The sequence below is a fragment of the Stenotrophomonas sp. YJH_SMC_25 genome, from assembly GCF_059369595.1.
In genome coordinates, this window is record NZ_JCAFSV010000003.1 from 16,732 (window position 1) to 36,923 (window position 20,192).

Genomic DNA, 20,192 nt, shown 5'->3' on the forward strand with positions numbered 1-20,192 from the left:
AAGGCATGCGTAGCAAGCTCGGTACTGCGGCAGTGGTGGTCTGTGCGGCGCTGATCGGCGCCTGTTCCCAACCGCAACCGCCTGCCACCGCCGAGCCCACGCAGCCCCTGGATACCCGACCCACCGAGCCACCGGTCGCCGACCCCAGCGAACCGGTGGCCTCGGGCAACACCCCGGTGGCGGCAGACATTGCCGCCATCGCCGGGCTCGGTGCGCAGTTCGACCCGGCCCGCAACCCCGCCGATGATCTGGCCACCGCCAAGGTGGAAGCCCAGCGGGGCAAGAAGCGCATCCTGCTGGAGGTCGGCAACGCCGCCTGTGAGCGCTGCCGCGCGCTGGACGATGTCGTGGAAGGCAACGGCGACCTGCGTCGCTTCCGCGATGCCCACTACGTGTGGGTGAAGGTCAACGCCAGCGACGAGCAGCCCAACACCGCCTTCTTCGCTCAGTTCCCGGTGATGGAGCGCGACTACCCGCACCTGCTGGTGCTCGATGCCGATGGCGGACTGCTGGTGTCGCAGGCCACCGGCGAACTGCGCAGGGGCGAAGCCTTCCAGCCGGCACGGGTGAGCGCCTTCCTAAAACAATGGGCGCCTGACAAACCGGAATAGGGGTAGTGCCGGCCGCTGGCCGGCAGGGGTGGTGGTGGGTGGGTGCCGACCGCTGACCGCCAACCCCGGTGGACGCCGACCGCTGACCGCCATCCCCGGTGGGTGCCGACCGTTGGTCGGCACAGAAGTGCATCCACGCATCACGTGGATCTACTGTGGTTGCGGTCACATTCCCGGAATCGGCATCTCAATATCGCAACGCGCTCGCCGTTACCGGCAAGGACCTCAGTCGACATCCCGTCGACGCAACCTTCCGGAACGCCCATGCACAGCGACCACGCCGAACGACTGCCCGAACCCGCCAGTGAGTTGGCCGAGGGTGGAGCAGGCGAGGGCGTAACCCTGCCGCCGCAGGAGGCGCTTCTGGATGACACCGGAACCGGCGAGGCCACCGTCGACCTGGCGCCGCCGCGCCATCGCCTGCCGCAGATCGCGCTGCCCGACAACGTGGTGCTGAAGGGGGCGGTGCAGAAGCTGGTCGAGCAGAAGTCCCGGCTTGATGCGCTGGCCGCCGACGGTCAGCTGGCCGGGCTGCTGCCACCGGAGTGGCAGGGGCACGGCGTGCGTGCGATCGAGCTGTCCACCTTCATCCAGGGCGTGCTGCCGTTCCTGCAACCCGGCGAACGTGGCGAAACCGCGCCCGCGCGCCTGCCGGTGCGCCATGTGCTGGGAGACGACAGCCGCTGGGGCCTGGAGGATGTCGCCGAACCGAAATCGCTGGCCTGGTACCTGGCCAGTGACGAACGCGCCACCGCTGGCAGCAAGGACGTGGCCGAGGCCTATCTGGTGGGTGCGCTGGGACTGGCGTGGATGCAGGAAGGGCGCAGCCGCCCCGGCTTCCTGCGCGCGATGGGGCAGGACAGCCTGGCCGCGCGGGTGACCATGCTCGGCTACCCGCCGGCCAACGAACTGGCGCTGTACAGCGTCACCGCGCATGGGCAGCAACAGATCTGGTGCGTGCATGGCCGCCGTCGCATGCGCCCGCTGGTGGCGCCTTGGCTGAGCGTGCCGGTGCTGACCGCGTATGGCGTGCCGGCGCCGGTCGCGTGGCCGTCCAGTTTCCCGCCGGTGGAGGCCGTGGCCGAGCTGCTGGCGACCGCACGGCAGGGGCGCGCGCTGCCGGAAGTGGACCTGGCCAAGGCGGTGGCGAAGATCGCCGAGGACGCTGCCTCGGAAGCCTGGCAACCGGTCAGCCTGCTGCAGCTCAATACCTGGTCACCGCGTTGGCATTTCTTCCTGGGCACCTTCGTCGGCCTGCCGTCGCTGCTGCTGGTGGCGGCAGCGCTGGCGCTGCCAGGGGCGGTCGAAGCAGCCACGGTTGCGGCTTCCCTCGGCTTCGCCGGTGGTGCCATCGCGGCGCTCGCGGTGCCGTGGATCCATGCACGGCGCAAGCATCTGAGCTGAAGCATGGACGCCATCCGCGCGTGGCGTAGATCTACGGGAGGCCGGGCGCCGCGGTCTGCAGCTGCTGCCGCGCCCGCTCCATGGCAGTCTGCAATCTTTGCTTGAGGACCTCCCGGGAGGGCAGCGTGGTCAGGTACTCCGCAACATGGATGCCTGAGCGGTCCAGCTCCAGCAATTCAATCTGGCCCGCCTTCTTCCCTGTGCAGAGGATGATGCCCAACGGCGCCTGCTCGCCGTCCTCACGTTCGTACCGGTCCAGCCAGCGCAGATAGAGTTCCATCTGTCCCTTGTAGGCCGGCTTGAACTCGCCGATCTTCAACTCGATGGCAATTAGTCTGCGCAGGCGCCGGTTGTAGAACAGCAGGTCCAGGTGGAAGTCATCGCCGTCGATCTGGATGCGCTTCTGGCGGGCGACGAAACTGAAGCCCGTGCCAAGTTCAAGCAGGAAGCCCTGCATCTCGCGAAGGATCGCGGTTTCAAGGTCCTGCTCGTCCCAGCTGTCCTTGAGGCCAAGAAAGTCCAGCACGTAGGGATCACGCAGTACCAGCCCTGGAGACAGCTGCTGGTTGCCGCGCAGTGCCGCCAACTCTTCGGCGATGGTCTGCTCTGGCTGACTGGAGAGTGCCGTGCGCTCATACAGCATCGAATCGACGCGCTGGCGCAGCGTACGTACACTCCAGCCCTCGGTGGCGGCCATCTGTGCATAGAAGTCGCGCTTGAGTGGGTCCGCCAGTGGGATCAGCGCGATGAAATGGGTCCAGCTCAATTGTCGTATCAGCGATACGACAATCTGCTCGTCTGCAAATGCGATGGAGAACTGCACCATCCGGCGCAGGCTCTTCTCACCGAAGGATGTGCCGAACTCGGCAGACAACGCCTTGGCGATCCGGGTGAAGAGAACCTCGCCGTAACGCGCACGTGCCCCGCCATCTGGTCAACATGGATGCGACGACCGATTCGCCAGTACAGCAGCGTCAACTCGGCGTTGATGGACCTGTGCATCCTGCTGCGCGCTGCGCAGATCAGCTCTCTGAGATCGGCCAGCAATTCCTGGCCATGCGGCGACGTTGAACGCGAGTCATCCATGAGGGAGCCCGTTCGATGTGGATGGCCGGGCTGTACCCGTTGAACGTGTACCATCCGGCCGCACACGTGAGCAGTCCAATAGGAGAATTCACTGGATCAGCCCGTTTCGATACACCAGCCTGGCGGAAACGGGCCGTATCGGGCCAATGCGGAAATGCCGCTGGGCGAGGGCGACACTTCAGGGCGGGATCTGCGGAAGGTGAATGCGTCCGATGGCATCGTTTGCGGTCGGTCCGCAGTCCGCCAAAGAGCGGGTCCCGTCAGATCAAAGGGAGCGGACGACAATCGCCCAGCCACTGTTCCGCTACCGGCCGGGGTCGGCATCCGCGACTTGGGGCCCCAAAACGACTTAATCCCCTCCGTCCCCTTTTTCTTTCAGACCCCTTCGCCCATCCGTTCCAGACCTTCGCCGGCCAGGCGCAGGATCAGCTTCTCCAGCACCTGCTCTTCCTCTTCGCTCAGCACCGACATCAGCTTGCGGGTGATCTCGATCACCATCGGCGCGATGGTCTCGTACACCTCGAAGCCGGCTGCCGACAGCGCCAGCACCGAGCGGCGGCGGTCGTCGCCGTGGGTCTCGCGCTTGATGAAGCCGCGCTCCAGCAGGCGGGCCACGGCGCGGCTGACCGCCACCTTGTCCATCGCCGTGCGGTCGGAGACCTCGCTGGCCGAGGAGCCCGGGTACAGCGCCAGGATGGTGATCACCCGCCATTCGGGAATCGCCAGACCGTAACGATCGCCGTATAGCTTGGCGATGTTGCCGCTGACCCGGTTGGACAGCACGCTCAGCCGGTACGGCAGGAACTGTTCCAGGTCGAGCAGGACGTGCGAGGAACGCAGGCGGGTCGAAACGGGATCGGCGGGGCTCATGTTGCGGTGCACCTTGCTGGTGGTTTCAAGTGTAACTATAAGGGGTAGGTCCAGACCCTGCATTCTCGCCGGGTCCCTACCTGCCCGCACCTGGTTTGTACCGATGCGGTACCGATTCGGAGCCACGCCATGAATACCGCAGTCCCGACCGCCTCGCATCCCAACCCCGGCATGCAGGTCACCACCTTCGAGAACCCGATGGGCATCGACGGCTTCGAGTTCGTCGAATTCGCCGCCCCGGCCGGCCGTGGCCAGGAGCTGCACGAGTACTTCCGGAAGATGGGCTTCAGCGCGGTGCTCAAGCACAAGCAGCGTCCGATTACCGTCTATCGCCAGGGCGACGTCAACTTCCTGGTCAATGAGGACCCCGATTCGTTCGCCGCCGACTTCGCCGAGAAGCACGGTCCGTGCGCCTGCGGCTTCGCCATCCGCTTCAAGAAGCCGGGCCAGGAGGTCTACCAGACCGCGCTGGGCAACGGCGCCGAAGCCATCGCCTTCAAGCCGGACAGCAAGGCGGTCAGCGCGCCGGTCATCAAGGGCATCGGCGACTGCATGCTGTACCTGGTCGATCGCTACGGCAGCGCCGGCAGCATCTATGACGGCGACTACGAGCCGATCGCCGGTGCCGACCTGCACCCGGTGGGCTTCGGCCTGACCTTCATCGACCACCTGACCCACAACCTGTATTTCGGCAACATGCAGCAGTGGTCGGACTACTACGAGCGCCTGTTCAACTTCCGCGAGATCCGCTACTTCGACATCAAGGGCCTGAAGACCGGCCTGGTGTCCAAGGCGATGACCGCGCCGGATGGCATCGTGCGCATCCCGCTGAACGAATCGTCCGATCCGAAGAGCCAGATCAACGAGTACCTGGACGCGTACAAGGGCGAGGGCATCCAGCACATCGCCTGCTTCACTGAGAACATCTACGAGACCGTCGAAGCGATGCGCGCGCAGGGCGTGGACTTCCTCGATACGCCGGAGACCTACTTCGACGTGATCGACCAGCGCGTGCCGAACCACGGTGAAGACGTGCCGCGCCTGGCGAAGAACAAGATCCTGATCGATGCCGATCCGGAAACCCACCAGCGCAAGCTGCTGCAGATCTTCACCCAGAACTGCATCGGCCCGATCTTCTTCGAGATCATCCAGCGCAAGGGCAACGAAGGCTTCGGCGAAGGCAACTTCACCGCACTGTTCGAGAGCATCGAGCGCGACCAGATCCGCCGCGGCGTGCTGTAAGGTCTGCAGGCAATGTCGGCGTCCCGCCGGCATTGCCTGTCCGAATGGTCGTGCCGGCCGCTGGCCGGCAATCTCTGGAGTTCCCATGTCCCCCGCCATCACCGCCCGCGGCTACCAGTCCGGCTTCGGCAACGAATTCGCCACCGAGGCCGTTGCCGGCGCGCTGCCGGTCGGGCAGAACTCACCGCAGAAGGTGGCCCACGGCCTGTACGCCGAACAGTTGACCGGCACCGCCTTCACCGCGCCGCGTGGCAGCAACCGCCGCAGCTGGCTGTACCGGATCCGCCCGGCGGTGACCCATGGCGAGTTCACCCCGTTCGCGCAGTCGCAGCTGCAGTGTGATTTCGGCGCACAGCCGGCTTCACCGAACCAGCTGCGCTGGAGCCCGCTGCCGCTGCCGGAGCTGCCGACCGATTTTGTCGAAGGCCTGTACACGATGGGTGGCAACGGCTCGCCCGATGCGCATGCCGGCGTGGGCATCCACTTATACGCTGCCAACCGCGACATGGTCGGCCGCTACTTCTACGACGCCGACGGCGAGCTGCTGATCGTGCCGCAGCTGGGCGCGCTGCGCCTGCTGACCGAGCTGGGCGTGATCGAGATCGAGCCGCAGCAGATCGCGGTGATCCCGCGCGGCGTGCGCTTCCGCGTTGAACTGCCCGATGGCCCGAGCCGTGGCTATATCTGCGAGAACTACGGCGCGCTGCTGAAGCTGCCCGACCTCGGCCCGATCGGTTCCAACGGCCTGGCCAATCCGCGCGACTTCGAAACCCCGCACGCGGCGTTCGAGGATGTGGATGGCGATTTCGAGCTTATCGCGAAGTTTGAGGGCCGCCTGTGGCGTGCGCCGATCGACCATTCGCCGCTGGACGTGGTGGCCTGGCACGGCAACTACGCGCCGTACCGCTACGATCTGCGCCGCTTCAACACCATCGGTTCGATCAGCTACGACCACCCGGATCCGTCGATCTTCCTGGTGCTGCATTCGCCCAGCGACACCCCGGGCACCAGCAACATGGACTTTGCGATCTTCCCGCCGCGCTGGCTGGTGGCGCAGAACACGTTCCGTCCGCCGTGGTTCCACCGCAACATCGCCAGCGAGTTCATGGGCCTGGTGCATGGCGCCTACGATGCCAAGGCCGAAGGCTTCGTCCCGGGTGGCGCCTCGCTGCACAACTGCATGAGTGGTCACGGCCCGGACGCGCCGACCTTCGACAAGGCGTCCAATGCCGATCTGTCCAAGGCCGATGTGATCAAGGACACGATGGCCTTCATGTTCGAGACCCGCGCAGTGATCCGCCCGACCGCACAGGCGCTGGCCGCCGGCCACCGCCAGGGCGATTACCAGCAGTGCTGGAACGGCCTGCGCAATAACTTCCGCTGACCCTAAAAAGGGGACGGAGGGGATTAAGCCGCAATCAGCACACGTGTGCCTGAAACGACTTAATCCCCTCCGTCCCCTTTTTCTTCAGGCGACCTCGGCGAACGCGTCGCAATGTTCCAATGGCAACGCCTCCAGCAGGCGCTGCCGTACGCGCTGGCAATAGCCATCCGAAGTGAGCGTGGGCAGCAGCTGCATTGCCGACTGCAGTCGCTGCAGCACCTCGTCCTCCGCACGCGCCTGCTGCAGGTCGCGGAACAGCGCCGCCGCCTGTGGATGCCGCTGCATTTCCAGGATGCCCAGCACGTAGATGCGCGCTGCCACCAGTGAGCGCCGGCGTTCGACCGCGGGTGCAGCAGGTGTCGCTGCCGGCGGCGCGGGCACCGGCGCTACCGCGGCTGCGGTCGACGGTGCTGGGGTCGTGGCGCCCGTGCCGGTGCTCAGGTACCCCGCCTGTACCAGCTGGATGACCATCGCCGGTGCTTCCTGGCCGAGCAGACCGGTCAGGTCGGCGACGGTACGCTGGCCGTCGCACAGGATCAGCAGCCGGCGCTGGCGCATGTCCAGCGGCGCGCGGTGGGCCTGCAGCGCGGTTCGGGCGAGATCGGTCTTGCGCGGTTGCATGGAAGGGACGGCCAGGTCGGTGCTCGCCGAGCCTGAACGAAGGCGATGAAACCGCGATGACAATGCAGCGCCTGCACACCGGATGGGCTAGCGTGCAGCCATCCTTGTGCCAGGGAACCGCACCGATGAAGCACCTTCCGCTTGCTGGTCTGTTGCTCCTTTCGCTCACCGCCTGCAGTGCTGGCCCCGACAAGCAGGGGGCGGCCGGCAGCGGCAGCGACACCCCGGCGGAAACCGCCTCGGCGACCGGACCCGCGCAGTCGACGGATCCCGACCTGGCCGCCCGTCCAGCCAATGACCGTCGCGAGGACAGTCCCGCGCGCCTGGATGGCTTCGCTGGGGCGAAGCTGGGTGCCGGCATAGCCGAGGTCCGTGCCGGCTTCGGCACGCCGCTGCAGGGTCTGGGCACCGATGCGGCCGGCAAGCCGCTGCCGGCTGACGACAGCAACGACGGCTGCTACTTCCTGCGCCCGCAGGATGCCGAAGATCCGCGCCTGATGATCGAGGGCCGCAAGCTGGTGCGCTACGACGTGCGCAGCGCCGCCATCACCGCACCGGGCGGTGGAAAGGTCGGCATGACCCTGGGTGAGCTGCAGGTGCTGTATCCCGAGCGCGCGGACGTCGGCCCCGACAAGTATGACGAGAAGGCCCAGCACCTGCGCGTGCGCCCGGCGCAGGAGGGCGGGGCGGTGATCGACTTCGCACTCGGTGCTGATGGCCGGGTGGGTGCTTGGCGCGTCGGACAGACCCCGCAGATCGATTATGCGGAAGGCTGTGGCTGATCCTTGATCCACGGCCCAGCCGCGCGTACGGGCCAAGCGTAGAATCGCGCCACGACCGCTGGGGGAGTGCTCGATGATCGCCATTGCCATTGCCTGGTTCCTGCTCGGCCTGCTGCTGCTGGCGTTGGGCGGGGACTCCATCGTCAAGGCCGTGTCCGGCCTGGCCCAGCGTTTCGGCGCCAGCCCATTCACTGCCGGGCTGTTGCTGCTCGGAGTGACCACCTCGTTGCCGGAACTGGCAGTCAACGCGCGCGCCCTGGCGGTGGGCCAACCGGAGCTGGCACTGGGCAACGCGGTGGGCAGCAGCATCGTCAACCTGGGCTTGACCCTGGCCGTGGCGGCCATGGCTGCGCCCCTGCTGCTGCGCGCGCGCCTGCAGACGGTGCTGTGGTGGTCGCTGCTGGCGGCGGGTGTGCTGCTGATCCTGTTCGGGCTTGATGGCGGCCTGGCACGTTGGGAAGGCGGCATACTGCTGGCCGGTTTCATCGTGGTGCAGGTGCTGCTGCTGCGCCGTGGTCGCAGCGAGAGCGCGGAGGTGCAGGTGGCCATCGCCGAGTCCGCACTGAGCCGCACCAGCCTGCCGTTGAACGTGCTGCGCGTGCTGATTGCCGCGTTGACGCTGTACTGGGGCGCGCGCCTGGTGGTGGGCGCCGCCGCCGACTTCGGCGCCGCCCTGGGTTGGACGCCGCTGCTGGTCGGCCTGCTGCCGGTGGCGATCGGTACCGCACTGCCGGAGGTGGCCACCGCCATCGCCGCCGCGCGTCGCGGGCATGGCGACATGGTACTGGGCCACGTGCTGGGTTCCAGCGTGGTCAACCTGCTGCTGGTGATCGGTGCGATGGCCGTGCTGCAGCCGCTGGCGCTGCCGGCCTCGTTCGTGCGCCTGGAACTGCCGGCGCTGCTGGCGTTCGCGCTGGTGCTGTACCCGATGCTGCGTGGCGACCTGAAGATCAGCCGCGGCGAAGGTGTGATCCTGCTGGTCGCGTTTGTCGGCTGGTTCGTGCTGGAACTGCTGCTGGTCGGCGCGGCATGAGGTAGTGCCGGCCGCTGGCCGGCAACCTCACTGCCTCTGACGGAACCCTTGCCACTGCCGGCCAGCGGCCGGCACTACCGGTTCTGCGTGGTTTCTTCTTCCCGCACCGGCTCCGGCGGTGGCAGCTGCTCCTCGGCGGCACGTTCGTTGCCCGGCAGGGTGGGGCGGGTCTCCATCAGCAGCGACAGCGCGGCCTTGGCCATCATGTGCGCGCTGATCGGTGCGGTGATGAACAGGAACACGGTGATCAGCAGCTCGCGCGGCTGCGGGTCCTGGCCGAGGAAGATGTGGTAGCAGACCGAGCACACCAGCACGCAGCCCACGCCCAGCGTGCTGGCCTTGGTCGGCGCGTGCAGGCGCTTGAAGAAGGTCGACAGCTTCACCAGGCCCAGTGCGCCGACCAGGATGAAGAAGCAGCCGAACAGCAGCAGGATCGACAGGCCGATCTGGATCGCGGTGATCATTCGACGATGTCCCGGCGCAGCACGAACTTGCTCAGCACCACGGTGCTGCCGAAGCCGAGCATGGCGATGATCAGCGCCGCCTCGAAGTAGATCGGCGAATTGAGGTACATGCCGAACAGCATCAGCTCGGCGATCGCGGTCACCGACAGGGTGTCCAGCGCAAGGATGCGGTCGGGCACGGTCGGCCCGCGCAGCAGACGCCAGGTGGCCAGCAGCATGGCCAGGCCGACCACGTGCATGCACACCACCAGGGTGGTCTGGATGACTTCAAAACCGGTCATGGGAAGATCTCCATCAACGGCGCCTCGTAACGGCGCTTGATCGTATCGATCAGGTCCTGTGGGTCCTCCAGGTGCAGCACATGCACCAGCAGGAACTTGCGGTCGTCGCTGAGCGCGGCCGAGACCGTGCCCGGGGTCAGGGTGATCATGCTGGTCAGCGCGGCGATGCCGTGGATGTTGGCGATGTCCAGCGGCAGCCAGATGAAACCCGGGTGGATGTTCTTTTCCGGGCCCAGCACCTGCAGGGCGACGCGGATGTTGGACATCAGGATGTCCCACAGGGTCACGCACACCAGCCTGGGCAGTGGCCGCAGGGTGCCGATGCGGGCGAACTCGCGGTCCAGGCGCGCGGCGAACAACGGCACCACCACGCCCAGCAGCAGCCCCAGCACGATCTGGCCGAGGGTGAAGCTGTCGGACATCAGCAGCCAAAACGCCACCACCATGATGCTGAGCATCGGCGAGGGAATCAGGCGACGGAACAGGGAGCGCTGAGCGGTCATGGCTGGCGGATCTCCGGCGTGGTCGCACGCAGTTGCTGCACGTACTCGCTGGGTTGCAGTAGCTGTGCGGCGGTGGCGTCGGTGTAGCGCATCAACGGTGCCGCAGCCAGGGTCATGCCGATGCCGTAGGCCAGCAGCAGGCAGGCGGCGTAGAGTTCTACCCGGCGCAGGGGAGCCTTGCGCGGCTTCGGTGCCTCCGGATCGACCGGCGGCACGCGCCAGAACAGGCGGATGCCGCCGCGGGTCAGGCCCATGATCACCAGCAGGCTGCTGACCAGCACGGCGGTCCAGACCGGGCCGGTGTACTGCGCCGGCATGCCGGCCAGCAGCGCGGCCTTGGCCAGGAAGCCGGACAGAGGCGGCAGGCCGGCCACCGACACTGCCCCGATCAGGAACAGCACCGCCGGCGTTTCCTTGCCCGGCATCGGCGCCACCACCTCCTTGCGGTCGCTGGCGCCACCACGGCGGCGGCGGATCAGGTCGGCAACCAGGAACAGCGCAGCGGCCACGAAGCTGCTGTGCGGCAGGTAGTACAGGCCGGCCGAGAGCACCTGCGGCGTGCCCACCGAGAAGGCGATGAACAGCGTGGCTGCCGACACGATGACCAGGTAGGAAATCAGTACGCGCAGGCGGGTCGCGGCCAGGGCGCCGAGCCCGCCCAGCACCAGCGTCGCCACGCCGGCCCACAGCAGCCAGTCGCGGCCATAGCCGGCCATCGCGCCGGCATCGTCGCCGAACCACAGCATCTGGATGCGCAGCACCGAATACAGGCCGACCTTGGTCATGATCGCGAACAGGGCCGCTACTGCAGCCGGCGCGCGCGAATAGGCTTCCGGCAGCCACAGGTACAACGGCATCAGCGCGGCCTTGGCGCAGAACACCAGCAGCAACAGGCCCATCGTGGCCTTCACCAGGGTCAGCTGCGTCGGCGGCACCGCAGCGATGCGCTGCGACAGCTCGGCCATGTTCAGCGAACCCAGCGTGGCGTACAGCAGGCCCAGCGCGATCAGGAACAGGGTCGAGGCGGTGACGTTGAACACCACGTAGTGCAGGCCGATGCGCATGCGCAGGCCGCGGCCACCGCTGAGCAGCAGGCCGTAGGAGGCGATCAGCATCACCTCGAAGAACACGAACAGGTTGAAGATGTCGCCGGTCAGGAACGCACCGTTGAGGCCGACCAGCTGGAACTGGAACAGTGCATGGAAGTGCGGTGCGCGGCGGTCCCAACCCGAGCAGGCGTGCAGCAGGCAGGGAATGGCCAGCAGCAGGGTGGTCAGCAGCATCCATGCCGACAGCCGGTCGGCCACCAGCGCGATGCCCAGCCGCGACGGCCAGTCGCCCAGCAGGTAGACGTTGATGTCACCGCCCGCGGTCGACGCGAACAGCAGGCCCACCGCAAGCGCCAGCGCCGACAGTGCAGTCCAGGCCACCGCGCGCTGCACCCTGGGGCCGTAGCGGCGGTGTTCGACGAACAGCGACAGCGCGGCGCCGAGCAGCGGAATCAGGATCGGCAGGATCACCAGATGGTTCATGCGCGATCCTCGCCCTGGCGCGCCGATGCGCTCTCATCCTGCAGGTCGTCGTCGGGCTCGTGGGCGTCCACATGGTCGCTGTGGTTGTCGCTGCGGCTGCGCATGGCCAGCACGATGCTCACTGCGGTCATCGCGAAGGCGATCACGATCGCGGTCAGCACCAGTGCCTGCGGCAGTGGGTCGGTGTAGTTGCCCAGGTGGCTGTCCACGCCCTCCTGCAGCACCGGCGCCTTGCCCAGCACCACGCGGCCACCGGCGAAGATCAGCAAGTTGGTGGCGTAGGACAGGAAGGTCATGCCGAGGATCACGTCGAAGCTGCGCGCACGCAGCAGCAGGTAGATGCCGATGGCGGTCAGCACGCCGATCGCGGTAGCCAGGGCCAGTTCCATCAGTGCATCTCCCCGGTGCGGGCCGAACGGCGTTGCAGGTCGATCTCACCCTTGCGGGCAGCGCGGGTACGCGAGGGCTTGATCGTGCCCATCATCGACAGCATCAGCATGGCGCCGCCGAACACCACCAGATAGACGCCGATGTCAAAACCGATCGCGCTGGCCAGCGGCACGTCGCCGATCAATGGCAGATGCAGGTCGAGGTGGCCACTGGTCAGGAACGGCACGCCGAACAGCATCGAGGCGCTGCCGCTGAGCAGGGCGATCAGCAGCCCCATGCCGATGCAGCGGATGTAGTCGAAGCCGAAGCGCGATTCCACCGACGCGGTGCCCTGGATCACGTACTGGATCAGCAGCGGCACCGCCAGCACCAGGCCGGCGATGAAGCCACCACCGGGCGCGTTGTGGCCGCGCAGGAACAGGAAGATCGACACGGTCAGCGTCAGCGGGAACATGATCTGCGCCAGGTCGGCCGGCACCGGCAGCTTGATCGGCGGGCCGGGCATGATCTGTTCCGGTGCCATCCGCGTGCGCCGCAGCAGTGCGTGCACCACCAGCGCGGCGATGCCGAACACGGTGATCTCGCCGAAGGTATCGAAGCCGCGGAAGTCGACCAGGATCACGTTGACCACGTTCTGGCCGTAGGCCTCGGGCAACGCACGGGCGAGCAGTTCGCCGGCCATGGTGTTCGGCGGCAGGGTCATCGCCGAATAGGCCAGCGCACCCAGGCCGGCGCCGGCGATGATCGCGATCACCGCATCGCGGCGCTTGCGCCAGCGCGGACGTTCCGGCCCGGACTGCGCGGGCAGGTAGTTCATGCCCAGCAGCATCAGCACCAGGGTCACCATCTCCACGAGCAGCTGGGTCAGGGCCAGGTCGGGTGCGGACAGGAACACGAAGGTCAGCGCCACCATCAGGCCGACGCCGCCGACCAGCAGCACCGCCAGCAGGCGCTGCTTGTAGATGCGCAGGGTGGCCACCGCGCAGGCCATCATCACCAGCCACAGCGCCCAGCCCAGCAGCGGCATCGGCTGCGGCGCGGTCCAGTTTGGCGACGCCGGATTTGCCACGAATGGCGCGGCGGCAACTGCGATCGCCACCAGCACCAGGCCCAGCAGCATGCGCTGCAGGCTGCCGTTGGCGATGCCGTTGGTCAGGCGCATGGCCAGTGCGGACACGGCATCCAGCTGTGCATGGAACACATTGCGGCCAGTGCTGACGTTGGTCACGGCATGCAGGTTGATCAGCTTGCGCAGGCCGAAGTACAGCGCCACGCCGCCGATCACGCCGATCGCGCTCATCGCCAGCGGCAGGTTGAAGCCGTGCCATACCGCCAGGCTGTACTCGGGCATGGCGCTGCCGAGGATCGACGCCGCAGCGGCATGCAGCACCGGTGCCACGGTCAGTGCCGGGGCGATGCCCACTGCCACGCAGATCACCACCAGCAGTTCCACCGGTACCTTCATCCAGCGCGGCGGCTCATGCGGCACGCGATCCAGGTCGTGCGGGCCGGGGCCAAAGAAGGTGTCGTGCACGAAGCGCAGGCTGTAGGCCACCCCGAACACGCCAGCCAGCAATGCGGCGATCGACACCGCCGTGCGCATGATTCCCGGGCCTCCGGCCGTGATCGCCTCGGCAAACAGCATTTCCTTGGACAGGAAGCCGTTGAGCAGCGGGATGCCGGCCATCGCCAGCGAGGCGATGATCGCCAGCGCGCTGGTGAACGGCATCAGCCTGCGCAGGCCGCCCAGCTTGCGCATGTCGCGGGTGCCGGTCTCATGGTCGATGATGCCGGCGGCCATGAACAGCGAGGCCTTGAAGGTGGCGTGGTTGAGGATGTGGAATACACCGGCCACCACCGCCATCGGCGTGGACAGGCCGAACAGCAGGGTGATCAGGCCCAGATGGGAAATGGTCGAATAAGCCAGCAGGCCTTTCAGATCGTGCTGGAAGATCGCGTTCCAGGCGCCGATCAACAGCGTGATCGCACCGATGCCGCTGACCGTGTAGAAGAACAGGTCGCTGCCGGCCAGCGCTGGATGCAGGCGCGCCAGCAGGAATACACCGGCCTTCACCATGGTGGCCGAGTGCAGGTAGGCAGAGACCGGAGTGGGCGCGGCCATCGCGTGCGGCAGCCAGAAATGGAACGGGAACTGCGCGCTCTTGGTGAAGATGCCCGCCAGCACCAGGAACAGCGCGTACGGGTACAGCGCGCTGGCGCGGATCTGCTCGCCGGCGGCCAGCACCACGTCCAGGTCGAAGCTGCCGACGATGCGCCCGATCAGCAGTACGCCACCGAGCAGCGCAAGGCCGCCGCCGCCGGTGATCACCAGCGCCATCCGCGCGCCCTCGCGGGCGTCCTGGCGGTGCGACCAGAAACCGATCAGCAGGAACGAGCTGATGCTGGTCATTTCCCAGAAGATCATCAGCAACAGCAGGTTGCCCGACAGCACCATGCCCAGCATGGCGCCCATGAACAGCAGCAGGTAGCAGTAGAAGCGGTGCGCGTTGTCCTGCTGGCTCAGGTAGTAGCGCGCGTACAGCACCACCAGCGCGCCGATGCCCAGCACCAGCCCGGCGAACATCCACGCCAGCCCGTCCAGGCGCAGGGTGAAGTCCAGGCCGATCTGCGGCAGCCAAGGGACCATCGTCCGCACCACCTGGCCGTCGAGTACGGACGGGGTCAGCCAGCCGAGGATGGCCAGTCCGCCCAACGGCGCCAGCGCCGCCAGCCAGGCAGCAGTCGAGCGCGAACTACGGGGGAAGGCCGCAACAGCCGCTGCCATCAGGAACGGCAGGGCCAGCAGCAGGGGCAGGCTGGAGAGCATGCAGGGAATCCATGATTCACGAGCAGGTCAGGGAGGATAACAGGCTGCGAAATGTCGCTGAAACCCATCGAACAGCGATCAATTGCATGTAACGTCCGCTGATTCATATTTTCTGCGACGCAACATCGCGTTCCTGCAGTCCCTCCCCGGTTGCCCTCGGGGGACGCCCTACGCCCACGCAGGGAGACCGCAGGCCCTGTCGCACAGGGGCTGCCGTCGACGGGCGGGAAGTGGGGAGCGGATCACCGGCGCAGGCTGGCAGGGCCGTCGTGGAGTGCGGGTGATGGAATCTGCCCGTTCAGGAAACGAGGGGCGCCGTCGGCCCTGGGCAGGTCAGTAGCGCCAGTCGAGCTTGCGGTAGAACTTGGCCATCACCCAGGCCGGGCCGATCAGCAGGTAGGTCAGGTCGGTCAGGAAGCTGGGCTTGCGGCCCTCGAACTTGTGGCCGACGAACTGCGCGATCCAGGCCACCACGAACACGCCCACCGCCAGCCAGAACAGGTTGTGCAGGCCGATTTCGGCCTCCAGCAGGCGGCACAGGCAGCCGAACACGAAGAACTGGATGAGCATGCCGATGCCCAGCGGGCGCGACAGTTTGTTGTAGAAGCACCAGGCGCTGAACATCGCGAACGCCGACCAGATGCCGTACTGGAACCAGGTGATCAGCGGCGGCAGGCACCAGAGCAGGGCCACCACCGACCACAGGATCGCCGGGACCGCCACCACGTGGATGCGCTGGTTGATCACATTGCGGTGGTCGTCGGAGTAGCTGGCGAAATAGCGGTCGATCGGCCGCGCAAGCTCGGTGGATGTCTGCATGCTGCGTTGCTTCCTCGGACAACGGTAGTGCCGGCCGCTGGCCGGCACTCCAGAGCATAGCCGAGTTCATGAGGTTGCCGGCCAGCGGCCGGCACTACCAGAGCCAGGCCATGCCTGGCTGCAGGTGTTCGCGAGGTTGCCGGCCAGCGGCCGGCACTACCGAACGGGCCCCCCGCCTTTCCGGCCGGGGGCGCAGGCGCATCAGTCGACGCTGATCCCGGCCAGGCGCTGCAGTGCCTCGGCATACTTGGCGCGGGTGCGCTCGATGATCTCGGCCGGGATGGTCGGGCCCGGGGCGGTCTTGCCCCAGTCCAGCGTCTCCAGGTAATCGCGCACGAACTGCTTGTCGTAGCTCGGCGGGCTGGTGCCCACTTCGTACTCGTCGGCCGGCCAGTAACGCGAGGAATCCGGCGTCAGCATCTCGTCCATGATGTACAGGCGGCCATCGGCGTCGGTACCGAACTCGAACTTGGTATCGGCCAGGATGATGCCGCGCTCGCGGGCGTAATCGGCCGCGAACTTGTAGATGCGCAGGGTGGCGTCGCGCACGCGCTCGGCCAGTTCCGCACCGACCTGCTTCACCATCGCATCGAAATCGATGTTCTCGTCGTGATCGCCCACGGCGGCCTTGGTCGAGGGGGTGAAGATCGGCTCGGGCAGCTGCTCGGCCTGGCGCAGGCCGTCGGGCAGGTCGATGCCGCTGACCTTGCCGGTGCGCTGGTAATCCTTCCAGCCGCTGCCGATCAGGTAGCCGCGGGCGATCGCTTCCACCGGCACCGGCTTCAGCTTGCGGGTGACCACCGCGCGCCTGGCATACAGGGCCGGGTCCACGCCTTCGGGCAGCACGCTGGCCACGTCGATGCCGGTCAGGTGGTTGGGCATCAGGTGCGCGGTCTTGGCGAACCAGAAGTTGGAGACCTGACAGAGCATCTCGCCCTTGCCCGGAATCGGGTCGGGCAGGACCACGTCGAACGCCGACAGGCGATCGGTGGCCACCATCAGCAGGTACTCGCCCGGCGGGGTTCCGGCTGGCAGCCGTTCGCGCGGGATATCGAACACATCACGCACCTTGCCGCGATGGCGCAAGGGCAGGCCGGGGAGATCGGATTGCAACAGCGTGGTTGGCACGGGCACTCCTGGGGCGTTGTCGATACGGCTGCTGCCCAACGGACCCGGCGGGCCCGCTGACCAGCGGGCGGCCTAGTGTAAAGCCGTCCGGGCCCGCTGTGACGTAAAATGAGCGTCCATTTCGTCGGTCGACCCCGGAGCGCCATGCGCTGGTACGGAAAACTGCTCGGATTCATCGCCGGCGCCCTGCTGTTCCGGCCCAATCCGCTGTTCGGGGCGGTGGTCGGCCTGCTGATCGGCCATGCCTTTGATTCGGACTGGTTCCGCCTGAACAAGGAGAACCCGTACCGGGAGCTGGGGCTGACCTCCGAGGCCACCGATGCCGAGGTCGAGCGCGCCTACCGCAAGCTGATCTCGCAGTACCACCCCGACAAGCTTGGCGGCGCCGCCCCCGAGCTGCAGCAGCAGGCCGAGCAGAAGTCGCGGCGCATCAACGCCGCCTACGACCGCATCAAGACCCTGCGCAAGCGCTGACCCCTTTCCCCTCGTTGCAAGGCCCGGCCATGTCCCACTGCCTCATCGCCCCCTCCATCCTGTCCGCCAACTTCGCCCGCCTCGGCGAGGAAGTCGACAACGTCCTCGCCGCTGGCGCGGACTGGGTCCACTTCGACGTGATGGACAACCACTACGTGCCGAACCTGACCATCGGCCCGATGGTCTGCCAGGCGCTGCGCAAGCACGGCGTGACCGCGCCGATCGACGTGCACCTGATGGTCGAGCCGGTGGACCGCATCATCCCGGACTTCGCCGAGGCCGGTGCCACCTACATCAGCTTCCACCCGGAGGCGAGCCGCCACGTGCACCGCACCATCCAGCTGATCCGCTCGCTGGGCTGCAAGCCGGGCATCGTGCTGAACCCGGCCACGCCGGTGGACATCCTCGACTGGGTGTTGGAGGACCTGGACCTGGTGCTGCTGATGTCGGTCAACCCGGGCTTTGGTGGCCAGGCCTTCATCCCCTCGGCGCTGGACAAGCTGAAGGTGGTGCGCAAGATGATCGATGCCAGCGGCAAGGACATCCGCTTGGAGATCGACGGCGGCGTGAAGGCCGACAACATCGGCGAGATCGCGGCTGCCGGTGCCGACACCTTTGTCGCCGGCTCGGCCATCTTCAACGCCAAGACCAGCTACCAGGACGTGATCGCGCAGATGCGCGCCAACGTCGCCGCCGCCCGCTGACAAAAAGGGGACGGAGGGGATTAATCTCGTTTAATTCCCTCCGTCCCCTTTATCTGCGCATGGCACTGTTGAACATCCGTCCGGCCACCGTGGCCGATGCTGGCCTGATCCTGCATTTCATCCACGAACTGGCCATCTACGAGAAGGCCGAGCATTCGGTACAGACCGATGAGATCGGCATCGCCGAGAGCCTGTTCGGCGCCGATGCCACGGCGCGCGCGTTGATCTGCGAAGCCGACGGCGAGGCCATCGGCTATGCGGTGTACTTCTACAACTACTCCACCTGGCTGGGCCGCAAGGGCATCTACCTGGAAGACCTCTACGTCAGCCAGGAAAAGCGCGGCGTGGGCGCCGGCAAGGCACTGCTGAAGTACATCGCACGCCAGGCCGTAGCCGAGGGCTGCGGTCGCTTCGAATGGTCGGTGCTGGACTGGAACACCCCGGCCATCGAGTTCTACACCGCTGCCGGTGCGAAGCCGCAGGACGAGTGGACCGTGTACCGGCTGCAGGGCCAGGCGCTGCACGATTTCGCCAACGGGTGAAGCGAAGTGCATCCACGCATGGTGTGGATCTACCAACCGGGTGGGTGCGAACCGCAACCCGGGGGGGGAGCGAACCGCAACTTGGGGGGGGGGGGAGCGAACCGCAACCTGGTGGGTGCGAACCTTGGTTCGCACTCCCTGCACATCCCAAAAAAAAGCCACGCCAATTACTGGCGTGGCCTCGCTGCATGCGTGGGAGGCTGATCCTGCCTCCATCCGTCGTCCCTGCTATGGACTCCCATTCTCCGGTAGCTGAATGACATCTGCGTGACATTCACCGCAGGCAAACAGCGCATTGCTAGCCTGTGCCACCGCATCCCTGGAAGCTCTGCATGACCACCCCGCGCTGGCGCCTGATCCTCAACGGCAAATCCGCCGGCAATGATGAGTTGCGCGACGCCGTCGGCCATTGGCGCGGACAGGGCGTGCAGCTGGAAGTGCGGGTGACCTGGGAGGACGGTGACGCCGAGCGCTATGTCGCCGAGGCGATCGACCATGGCGTGGATGTGATCGTGGCCGCCGGTGGCGATGGCACGCTCAGTGCAGTGGCCGAGACACTGGCGCATCGTGAGGAGCTGGCAGATGCGCTGCCCTCGCTGGCGCTGATCCCGATGGGGACCGCCAACGATTTCGCGACTGCGGCCGGCATACCGACCGAACCGAAGGAGGCCTTCGCCTTGATCGGGCAGGCGACGCCGCACGCCATTGACCTGTTGCGCGTGGACGCCGATGGCACCCAATGGTGGTGCGCCAATCTCGCCAGCGGTGGCTTCGGCACGCAGGTGACGGTGGAGACTGATGCGGGCTTGAAGAAGATGCTGGGCGGGCTGGCCTATGTGATCACCGGCATCGCCAAGCTGGGCCGCATCGAGCCGATCACCGCGCGCCTGTCCGGCCCGGATTTCGCGTGGGAAGGCGACTTCATTGCGCTCGGCATCGGCAATGGTCGCCAGGCCGGTGGCGGCCAGCAGTTGTGCACGCAGGCACTGATCGATGATGGGTTGCTGGATGTGACGGTGCTTCCGGAGCTGGAAGGGGAGGTCACCGCCACCCTTGGCCAGATGCTGAAGTCAGGCACCCAGGCTGCGCTGGAACAGCTGGCCACGCGTGCGCGGCTGCCGTGGCTGGAGGTCGCATCCGAGCGCCCGCTGACCCTCAATCTGGATGGCGAGCCGGTACAGGCCCGCCAGTTCCGCATCGAGTGCGTGCCGGGCAGGGTACGGATGCATCTTCCGGCCGGCTGCCCGTTGCTGGGTGGGTAGGGAGGTAGAGTCGACTGTTAGTCGACTGCTCTTCGTTCCGACGGCGTAAAACCCCGCGCTACGCGCGCAAGTCGACCAACAGTCGACTCTACCGGTCCGCGTCGTCGGTTCCCGTGGCTGGCCCCGCCCGTCCCGTGGTTCAGTTTTCCAGGGTTCCCCTGCCGTCCAAGCTGCGATACAGTCAAGGGGTGTCCAGCCTGACGACCCCGCATACCCTTTCTTCCGCACGCCGT

21 protein-coding genes are annotated in these 20,192 nt (G+C 66.8%); 10 read left to right on the forward strand and 11 right to left on the reverse strand.

Going from position 1 to position 20,192, the window contains the following annotated elements; translation table 11 throughout:
- Positions 1–5 precede the first annotated feature (5 nt).
- Positions 6–611 (forward strand): thioredoxin family protein, encoded by a 606-nt coding sequence (locus AC5P7E_RS04800; protein ID WP_005411344.1) that lies wholly within the window; start codon positions 6–8, stop codon positions 609–611.
- A gap of 264 nt (positions 612–875) precedes the next feature.
- The gene (locus AC5P7E_RS04805) at positions 876–2,015 is read left to right on the forward strand and encodes a hypothetical protein (RefSeq protein WP_049395603.1); all 1,140 of its coding nucleotides are present in this window, start codon (positions 876–878) and stop codon (positions 2,013–2,015) included.
- Between the two features lie 31 nt (positions 2,016–2,046).
- Here the strand turns inward: AC5P7E_RS04805 and AC5P7E_RS04810 are convergent, their stop codons facing one another.
- Positions 2,047–2,889, reverse strand: coding sequence for a PDDEXK nuclease domain-containing protein (locus tag AC5P7E_RS04810; RefSeq protein ID WP_425519723.1), 843 nt, complete (start codon positions 2,887–2,889; stop codon positions 2,047–2,049).
- 587 nt (positions 2,890–3,476) lie between these two features.
- Positions 3,477–4,034, reverse strand: a complete 558-nt coding sequence (locus AC5P7E_RS04815; protein WP_005411341.1) for a MarR family winged helix-turn-helix transcriptional regulator — start codon at positions 4,032–4,034, stop codon at positions 3,477–3,479.
- A gap of 66 nt (positions 4,035–4,100) precedes the next feature.
- On the opposite strand from AC5P7E_RS04815, the gene hppD reads away from it, so the two are divergent.
- Both hppD and hmgA read left to right on the forward strand, forming a co-directional pair.
- Positions 4,101–5,213 (forward strand): 4-hydroxyphenylpyruvate dioxygenase, encoded by a 1,113-nt coding sequence (gene hppD, locus AC5P7E_RS04820; protein ID WP_005411340.1) that lies wholly within the window; start codon positions 4,101–4,103, stop codon positions 5,211–5,213.
- A gap of 85 nt (positions 5,214–5,298) precedes the next feature.
- Positions 5,299–6,597, forward strand: a complete 1,299-nt coding sequence (gene hmgA / locus AC5P7E_RS04825; protein WP_005411339.1) for a homogentisate 1,2-dioxygenase — start codon at positions 5,299–5,301, stop codon at positions 6,595–6,597.
- An 84-nt stretch (positions 6,598–6,681) separates the two neighbouring features.
- On the opposite strand, the gene AC5P7E_RS04830 is transcribed toward hmgA, so the two are convergent.
- Positions 6,682–7,218, reverse strand: coding sequence for a hypothetical protein (locus AC5P7E_RS04830; RefSeq protein ID WP_033833880.1), 537 nt, complete (start codon positions 7,216–7,218; stop codon positions 6,682–6,684).
- Positions 7,219–7,343: 125 nt separating this feature from the next.
- Between AC5P7E_RS04830 and AC5P7E_RS04835 the strand changes: the two genes are divergently transcribed.
- Positions 7,344–8,000 (forward strand): hypothetical protein, encoded by a 657-nt coding sequence (locus AC5P7E_RS04835; RefSeq protein WP_114618296.1) that lies wholly within the window; start codon positions 7,344–7,346, stop codon positions 7,998–8,000.
- A 73-nt stretch (positions 8,001–8,073) separates the two neighbouring features.
- The gene (locus tag AC5P7E_RS04840; RefSeq protein ID WP_043034283.1) at positions 8,074–9,033 is read left to right on the forward strand and encodes a sodium:calcium antiporter; all 960 of its coding nucleotides are present in this window, start codon (positions 8,074–8,076) and stop codon (positions 9,031–9,033) included.
- 74 nt (positions 9,034–9,107) lie between these two features.
- On the opposite strand, the gene AC5P7E_RS04845 is transcribed toward AC5P7E_RS04840, so the two are convergent.
- The 8 genes from AC5P7E_RS04845 to AC5P7E_RS04880 form a co-directional block, all read right to left on the reverse strand.
- A complete protein-coding gene (locus AC5P7E_RS04845) occupies positions 9,108–9,497 on the reverse strand; it encodes a Na+/H+ antiporter subunit G (RefSeq protein WP_012481450.1) in 390 nt (129 codons plus the stop codon).
- Positions 9,494–9,778, reverse strand: a complete 285-nt coding sequence (locus AC5P7E_RS04850; RefSeq protein WP_005411334.1) for a K+/H+ antiporter subunit F — start codon at positions 9,776–9,778, stop codon at positions 9,494–9,496. Before AC5P7E_RS04850 ends, AC5P7E_RS04845 begins: the two co-directional genes overlap by 4 nt.
- A complete protein-coding gene (locus AC5P7E_RS04855) occupies positions 9,775–10,281 on the reverse strand; it encodes a Na+/H+ antiporter subunit E (RefSeq protein ID WP_005411333.1) in 507 nt (168 codons plus the stop codon). The genes AC5P7E_RS04850 and AC5P7E_RS04855 overlap by 4 nt, the downstream gene beginning before the upstream one ends.
- Positions 10,278–11,813 carry a monovalent cation/H+ antiporter subunit D gene (locus tag AC5P7E_RS04860; protein WP_005411332.1) on the reverse strand — a complete coding sequence of 512 codons (1,536 nt, stop codon included), beginning with the start codon at positions 11,811–11,813 and terminating at the stop codon, positions 10,278–10,280. Before AC5P7E_RS04860 ends, AC5P7E_RS04855 begins: the two co-directional genes overlap by 4 nt.
- Positions 11,810–12,202: a Na+/H+ antiporter subunit C gene (locus AC5P7E_RS04865; RefSeq protein ID WP_012481447.1), complete on the reverse strand. Its 393-nt coding sequence runs from the start codon at positions 12,200–12,202 to the stop codon at positions 11,810–11,812. Before AC5P7E_RS04865 ends, AC5P7E_RS04860 begins: the two co-directional genes overlap by 4 nt.
- Positions 12,202–15,030 (reverse strand): monovalent cation/H+ antiporter subunit A, encoded by a 2,829-nt coding sequence (locus AC5P7E_RS04870; RefSeq protein ID WP_114618295.1) that lies wholly within the window; start codon positions 15,028–15,030, stop codon positions 12,202–12,204. The genes AC5P7E_RS04865 and AC5P7E_RS04870 overlap by 1 nt, the downstream gene beginning before the upstream one ends.
- Before the next feature lie 333 nt (positions 15,031–15,363).
- Positions 15,364–15,849 (reverse strand): Mpo1 family 2-hydroxy fatty acid dioxygenase, encoded by a 486-nt coding sequence (locus tag AC5P7E_RS04875; protein ID WP_114618294.1) that lies wholly within the window; start codon positions 15,847–15,849, stop codon positions 15,364–15,366.
- A gap of 201 nt (positions 15,850–16,050) precedes the next feature.
- Positions 16,051–16,977: a phosphoribosylaminoimidazolesuccinocarboxamide synthase gene (locus tag AC5P7E_RS04880; RefSeq protein ID WP_043034284.1), complete on the reverse strand. Its 927-nt coding sequence runs from the start codon at positions 16,975–16,977 to the stop codon at positions 16,051–16,053.
- Positions 16,978–17,121: 144 nt separating this feature from the next.
- On the opposite strand from AC5P7E_RS04880, the gene AC5P7E_RS04885 reads away from it, so the two are divergent.
- The 4 genes from AC5P7E_RS04885 to yegS all read left to right on the forward strand — a co-directional run bounded on the left by AC5P7E_RS04885 (position 17,122) and on the right by yegS (position 19,959).
- On the forward strand, positions 17,122–17,451 hold the full coding sequence (locus AC5P7E_RS04885; protein ID WP_005411327.1) for a J domain-containing protein: 330 nt from the start codon (positions 17,122–17,124) through the stop codon (positions 17,449–17,451).
- Positions 17,452–17,480: 29 nt separating this feature from the next.
- Entirely contained in the window at positions 17,481–18,155 is a 675-nt protein-coding gene (gene rpe / locus AC5P7E_RS04890; RefSeq protein ID WP_005411326.1) for a ribulose-phosphate 3-epimerase, read from the forward strand.
- Positions 18,156–18,214: 59 nt separating this feature from the next.
- Positions 18,215–18,697 carry a GNAT family N-acetyltransferase gene (locus tag AC5P7E_RS04895; RefSeq protein ID WP_062605509.1) on the forward strand — a complete coding sequence of 161 codons (483 nt, stop codon included), beginning with the start codon at positions 18,215–18,217 and terminating at the stop codon, positions 18,695–18,697.
- A gap of 332 nt (positions 18,698–19,029) precedes the next feature.
- Positions 19,030–19,959 carry a lipid kinase YegS gene (gene yegS, locus AC5P7E_RS04900; RefSeq protein WP_114618293.1) on the forward strand — a complete coding sequence of 310 codons (930 nt, stop codon included), beginning with the start codon at positions 19,030–19,032 and terminating at the stop codon, positions 19,957–19,959.
- Positions 19,960–20,192: the final 233 nt, after the last annotated feature.

Excerpts from the sequence above, each read along its gene's own strand:
- hmgA (WP_005411339.1), top strand. The coding sequence starts at position 5,299 with ATGTCCCCCGCCATCACCGCCCGCGGCTACCAGTCCGGCTTCGGCAAC.
- AC5P7E_RS04860 (WP_005411332.1), bottom strand. The coding sequence starts at position 11,813 with ATGAACCATCTGGTGATCCTGCCGATCCTGATTCCGCTGCTCGGCGCC.
- AC5P7E_RS04895 (WP_062605509.1), top strand. The coding sequence starts at position 18,215 with ATGGCACTGTTGAACATCCGTCCGGCCACCGTGGCCGATGCTGGCCTG.
- AC5P7E_RS04865 (WP_012481447.1), bottom strand. The coding sequence starts at position 12,202 with ATGGAACTGGCCCTGGCTACCGCGATCGGCGTGCTGACCGCCATCGGC.
- AC5P7E_RS04830 (WP_033833880.1), bottom strand. The coding sequence starts at position 7,218 with ATGCAACCGCGCAAGACCGATCTCGCCCGAACCGCGCTGCAGGCCCAC.
- AC5P7E_RS04835 (WP_114618296.1), top strand. The coding sequence starts at position 7,344 with ATGAAGCACCTTCCGCTTGCTGGTCTGTTGCTCCTTTCGCTCACCGCC.
- AC5P7E_RS04855 (WP_005411333.1), bottom strand. The coding sequence starts at position 10,281 with ATGACCGCTCAGCGCTCCCTGTTCCGTCGCCTGATTCCCTCGCCGATG.
- AC5P7E_RS04870 (WP_114618295.1), bottom strand. The coding sequence starts at position 15,030 with ATGCTCTCCAGCCTGCCCCTGCTGCTGGCCCTGCCGTTCCTGATGGCA.
- AC5P7E_RS04875 (WP_114618294.1), bottom strand. The coding sequence starts at position 15,849 with ATGCAGACATCCACCGAGCTTGCGCGGCCGATCGACCGCTATTTCGCC.
- AC5P7E_RS04840 (WP_043034283.1), top strand. The coding sequence starts at position 8,074 with ATGATCGCCATTGCCATTGCCTGGTTCCTGCTCGGCCTGCTGCTGCTG.
- yegS (WP_114618293.1), top strand. The coding sequence starts at position 19,030 with ATGACCACCCCGCGCTGGCGCCTGATCCTCAACGGCAAATCCGCCGGC.
- AC5P7E_RS04850 (WP_005411334.1), bottom strand. The coding sequence starts at position 9,778 with ATGACCGGTTTTGAAGTCATCCAGACCACCCTGGTGGTGTGCATGCAC.
- AC5P7E_RS04800 (WP_005411344.1), top strand. The coding sequence starts at position 6 with ATGCGTAGCAAGCTCGGTACTGCGGCAGTGGTGGTCTGTGCGGCGCTG.
- AC5P7E_RS04845 (WP_012481450.1), bottom strand. The coding sequence starts at position 9,497 with ATGATCACCGCGATCCAGATCGGCCTGTCGATCCTGCTGCTGTTCGGC.
- AC5P7E_RS04805 (WP_049395603.1), top strand. The coding sequence starts at position 876 with ATGCACAGCGACCACGCCGAACGACTGCCCGAACCCGCCAGTGAGTTG.
- hppD (WP_005411340.1), top strand. The coding sequence starts at position 4,101 with ATGAATACCGCAGTCCCGACCGCCTCGCATCCCAACCCCGGCATGCAG.
- AC5P7E_RS04815 (WP_005411341.1), bottom strand. The coding sequence starts at position 4,034 with ATGCAGGGTCTGGACCTACCCCTTATAGTTACACTTGAAACCACCAGC.
- AC5P7E_RS04885 (WP_005411327.1), top strand. The coding sequence starts at position 17,122 with ATGCGCTGGTACGGAAAACTGCTCGGATTCATCGCCGGCGCCCTGCTG.
- rpe (WP_005411326.1), top strand. The coding sequence starts at position 17,481 with ATGTCCCACTGCCTCATCGCCCCCTCCATCCTGTCCGCCAACTTCGCC.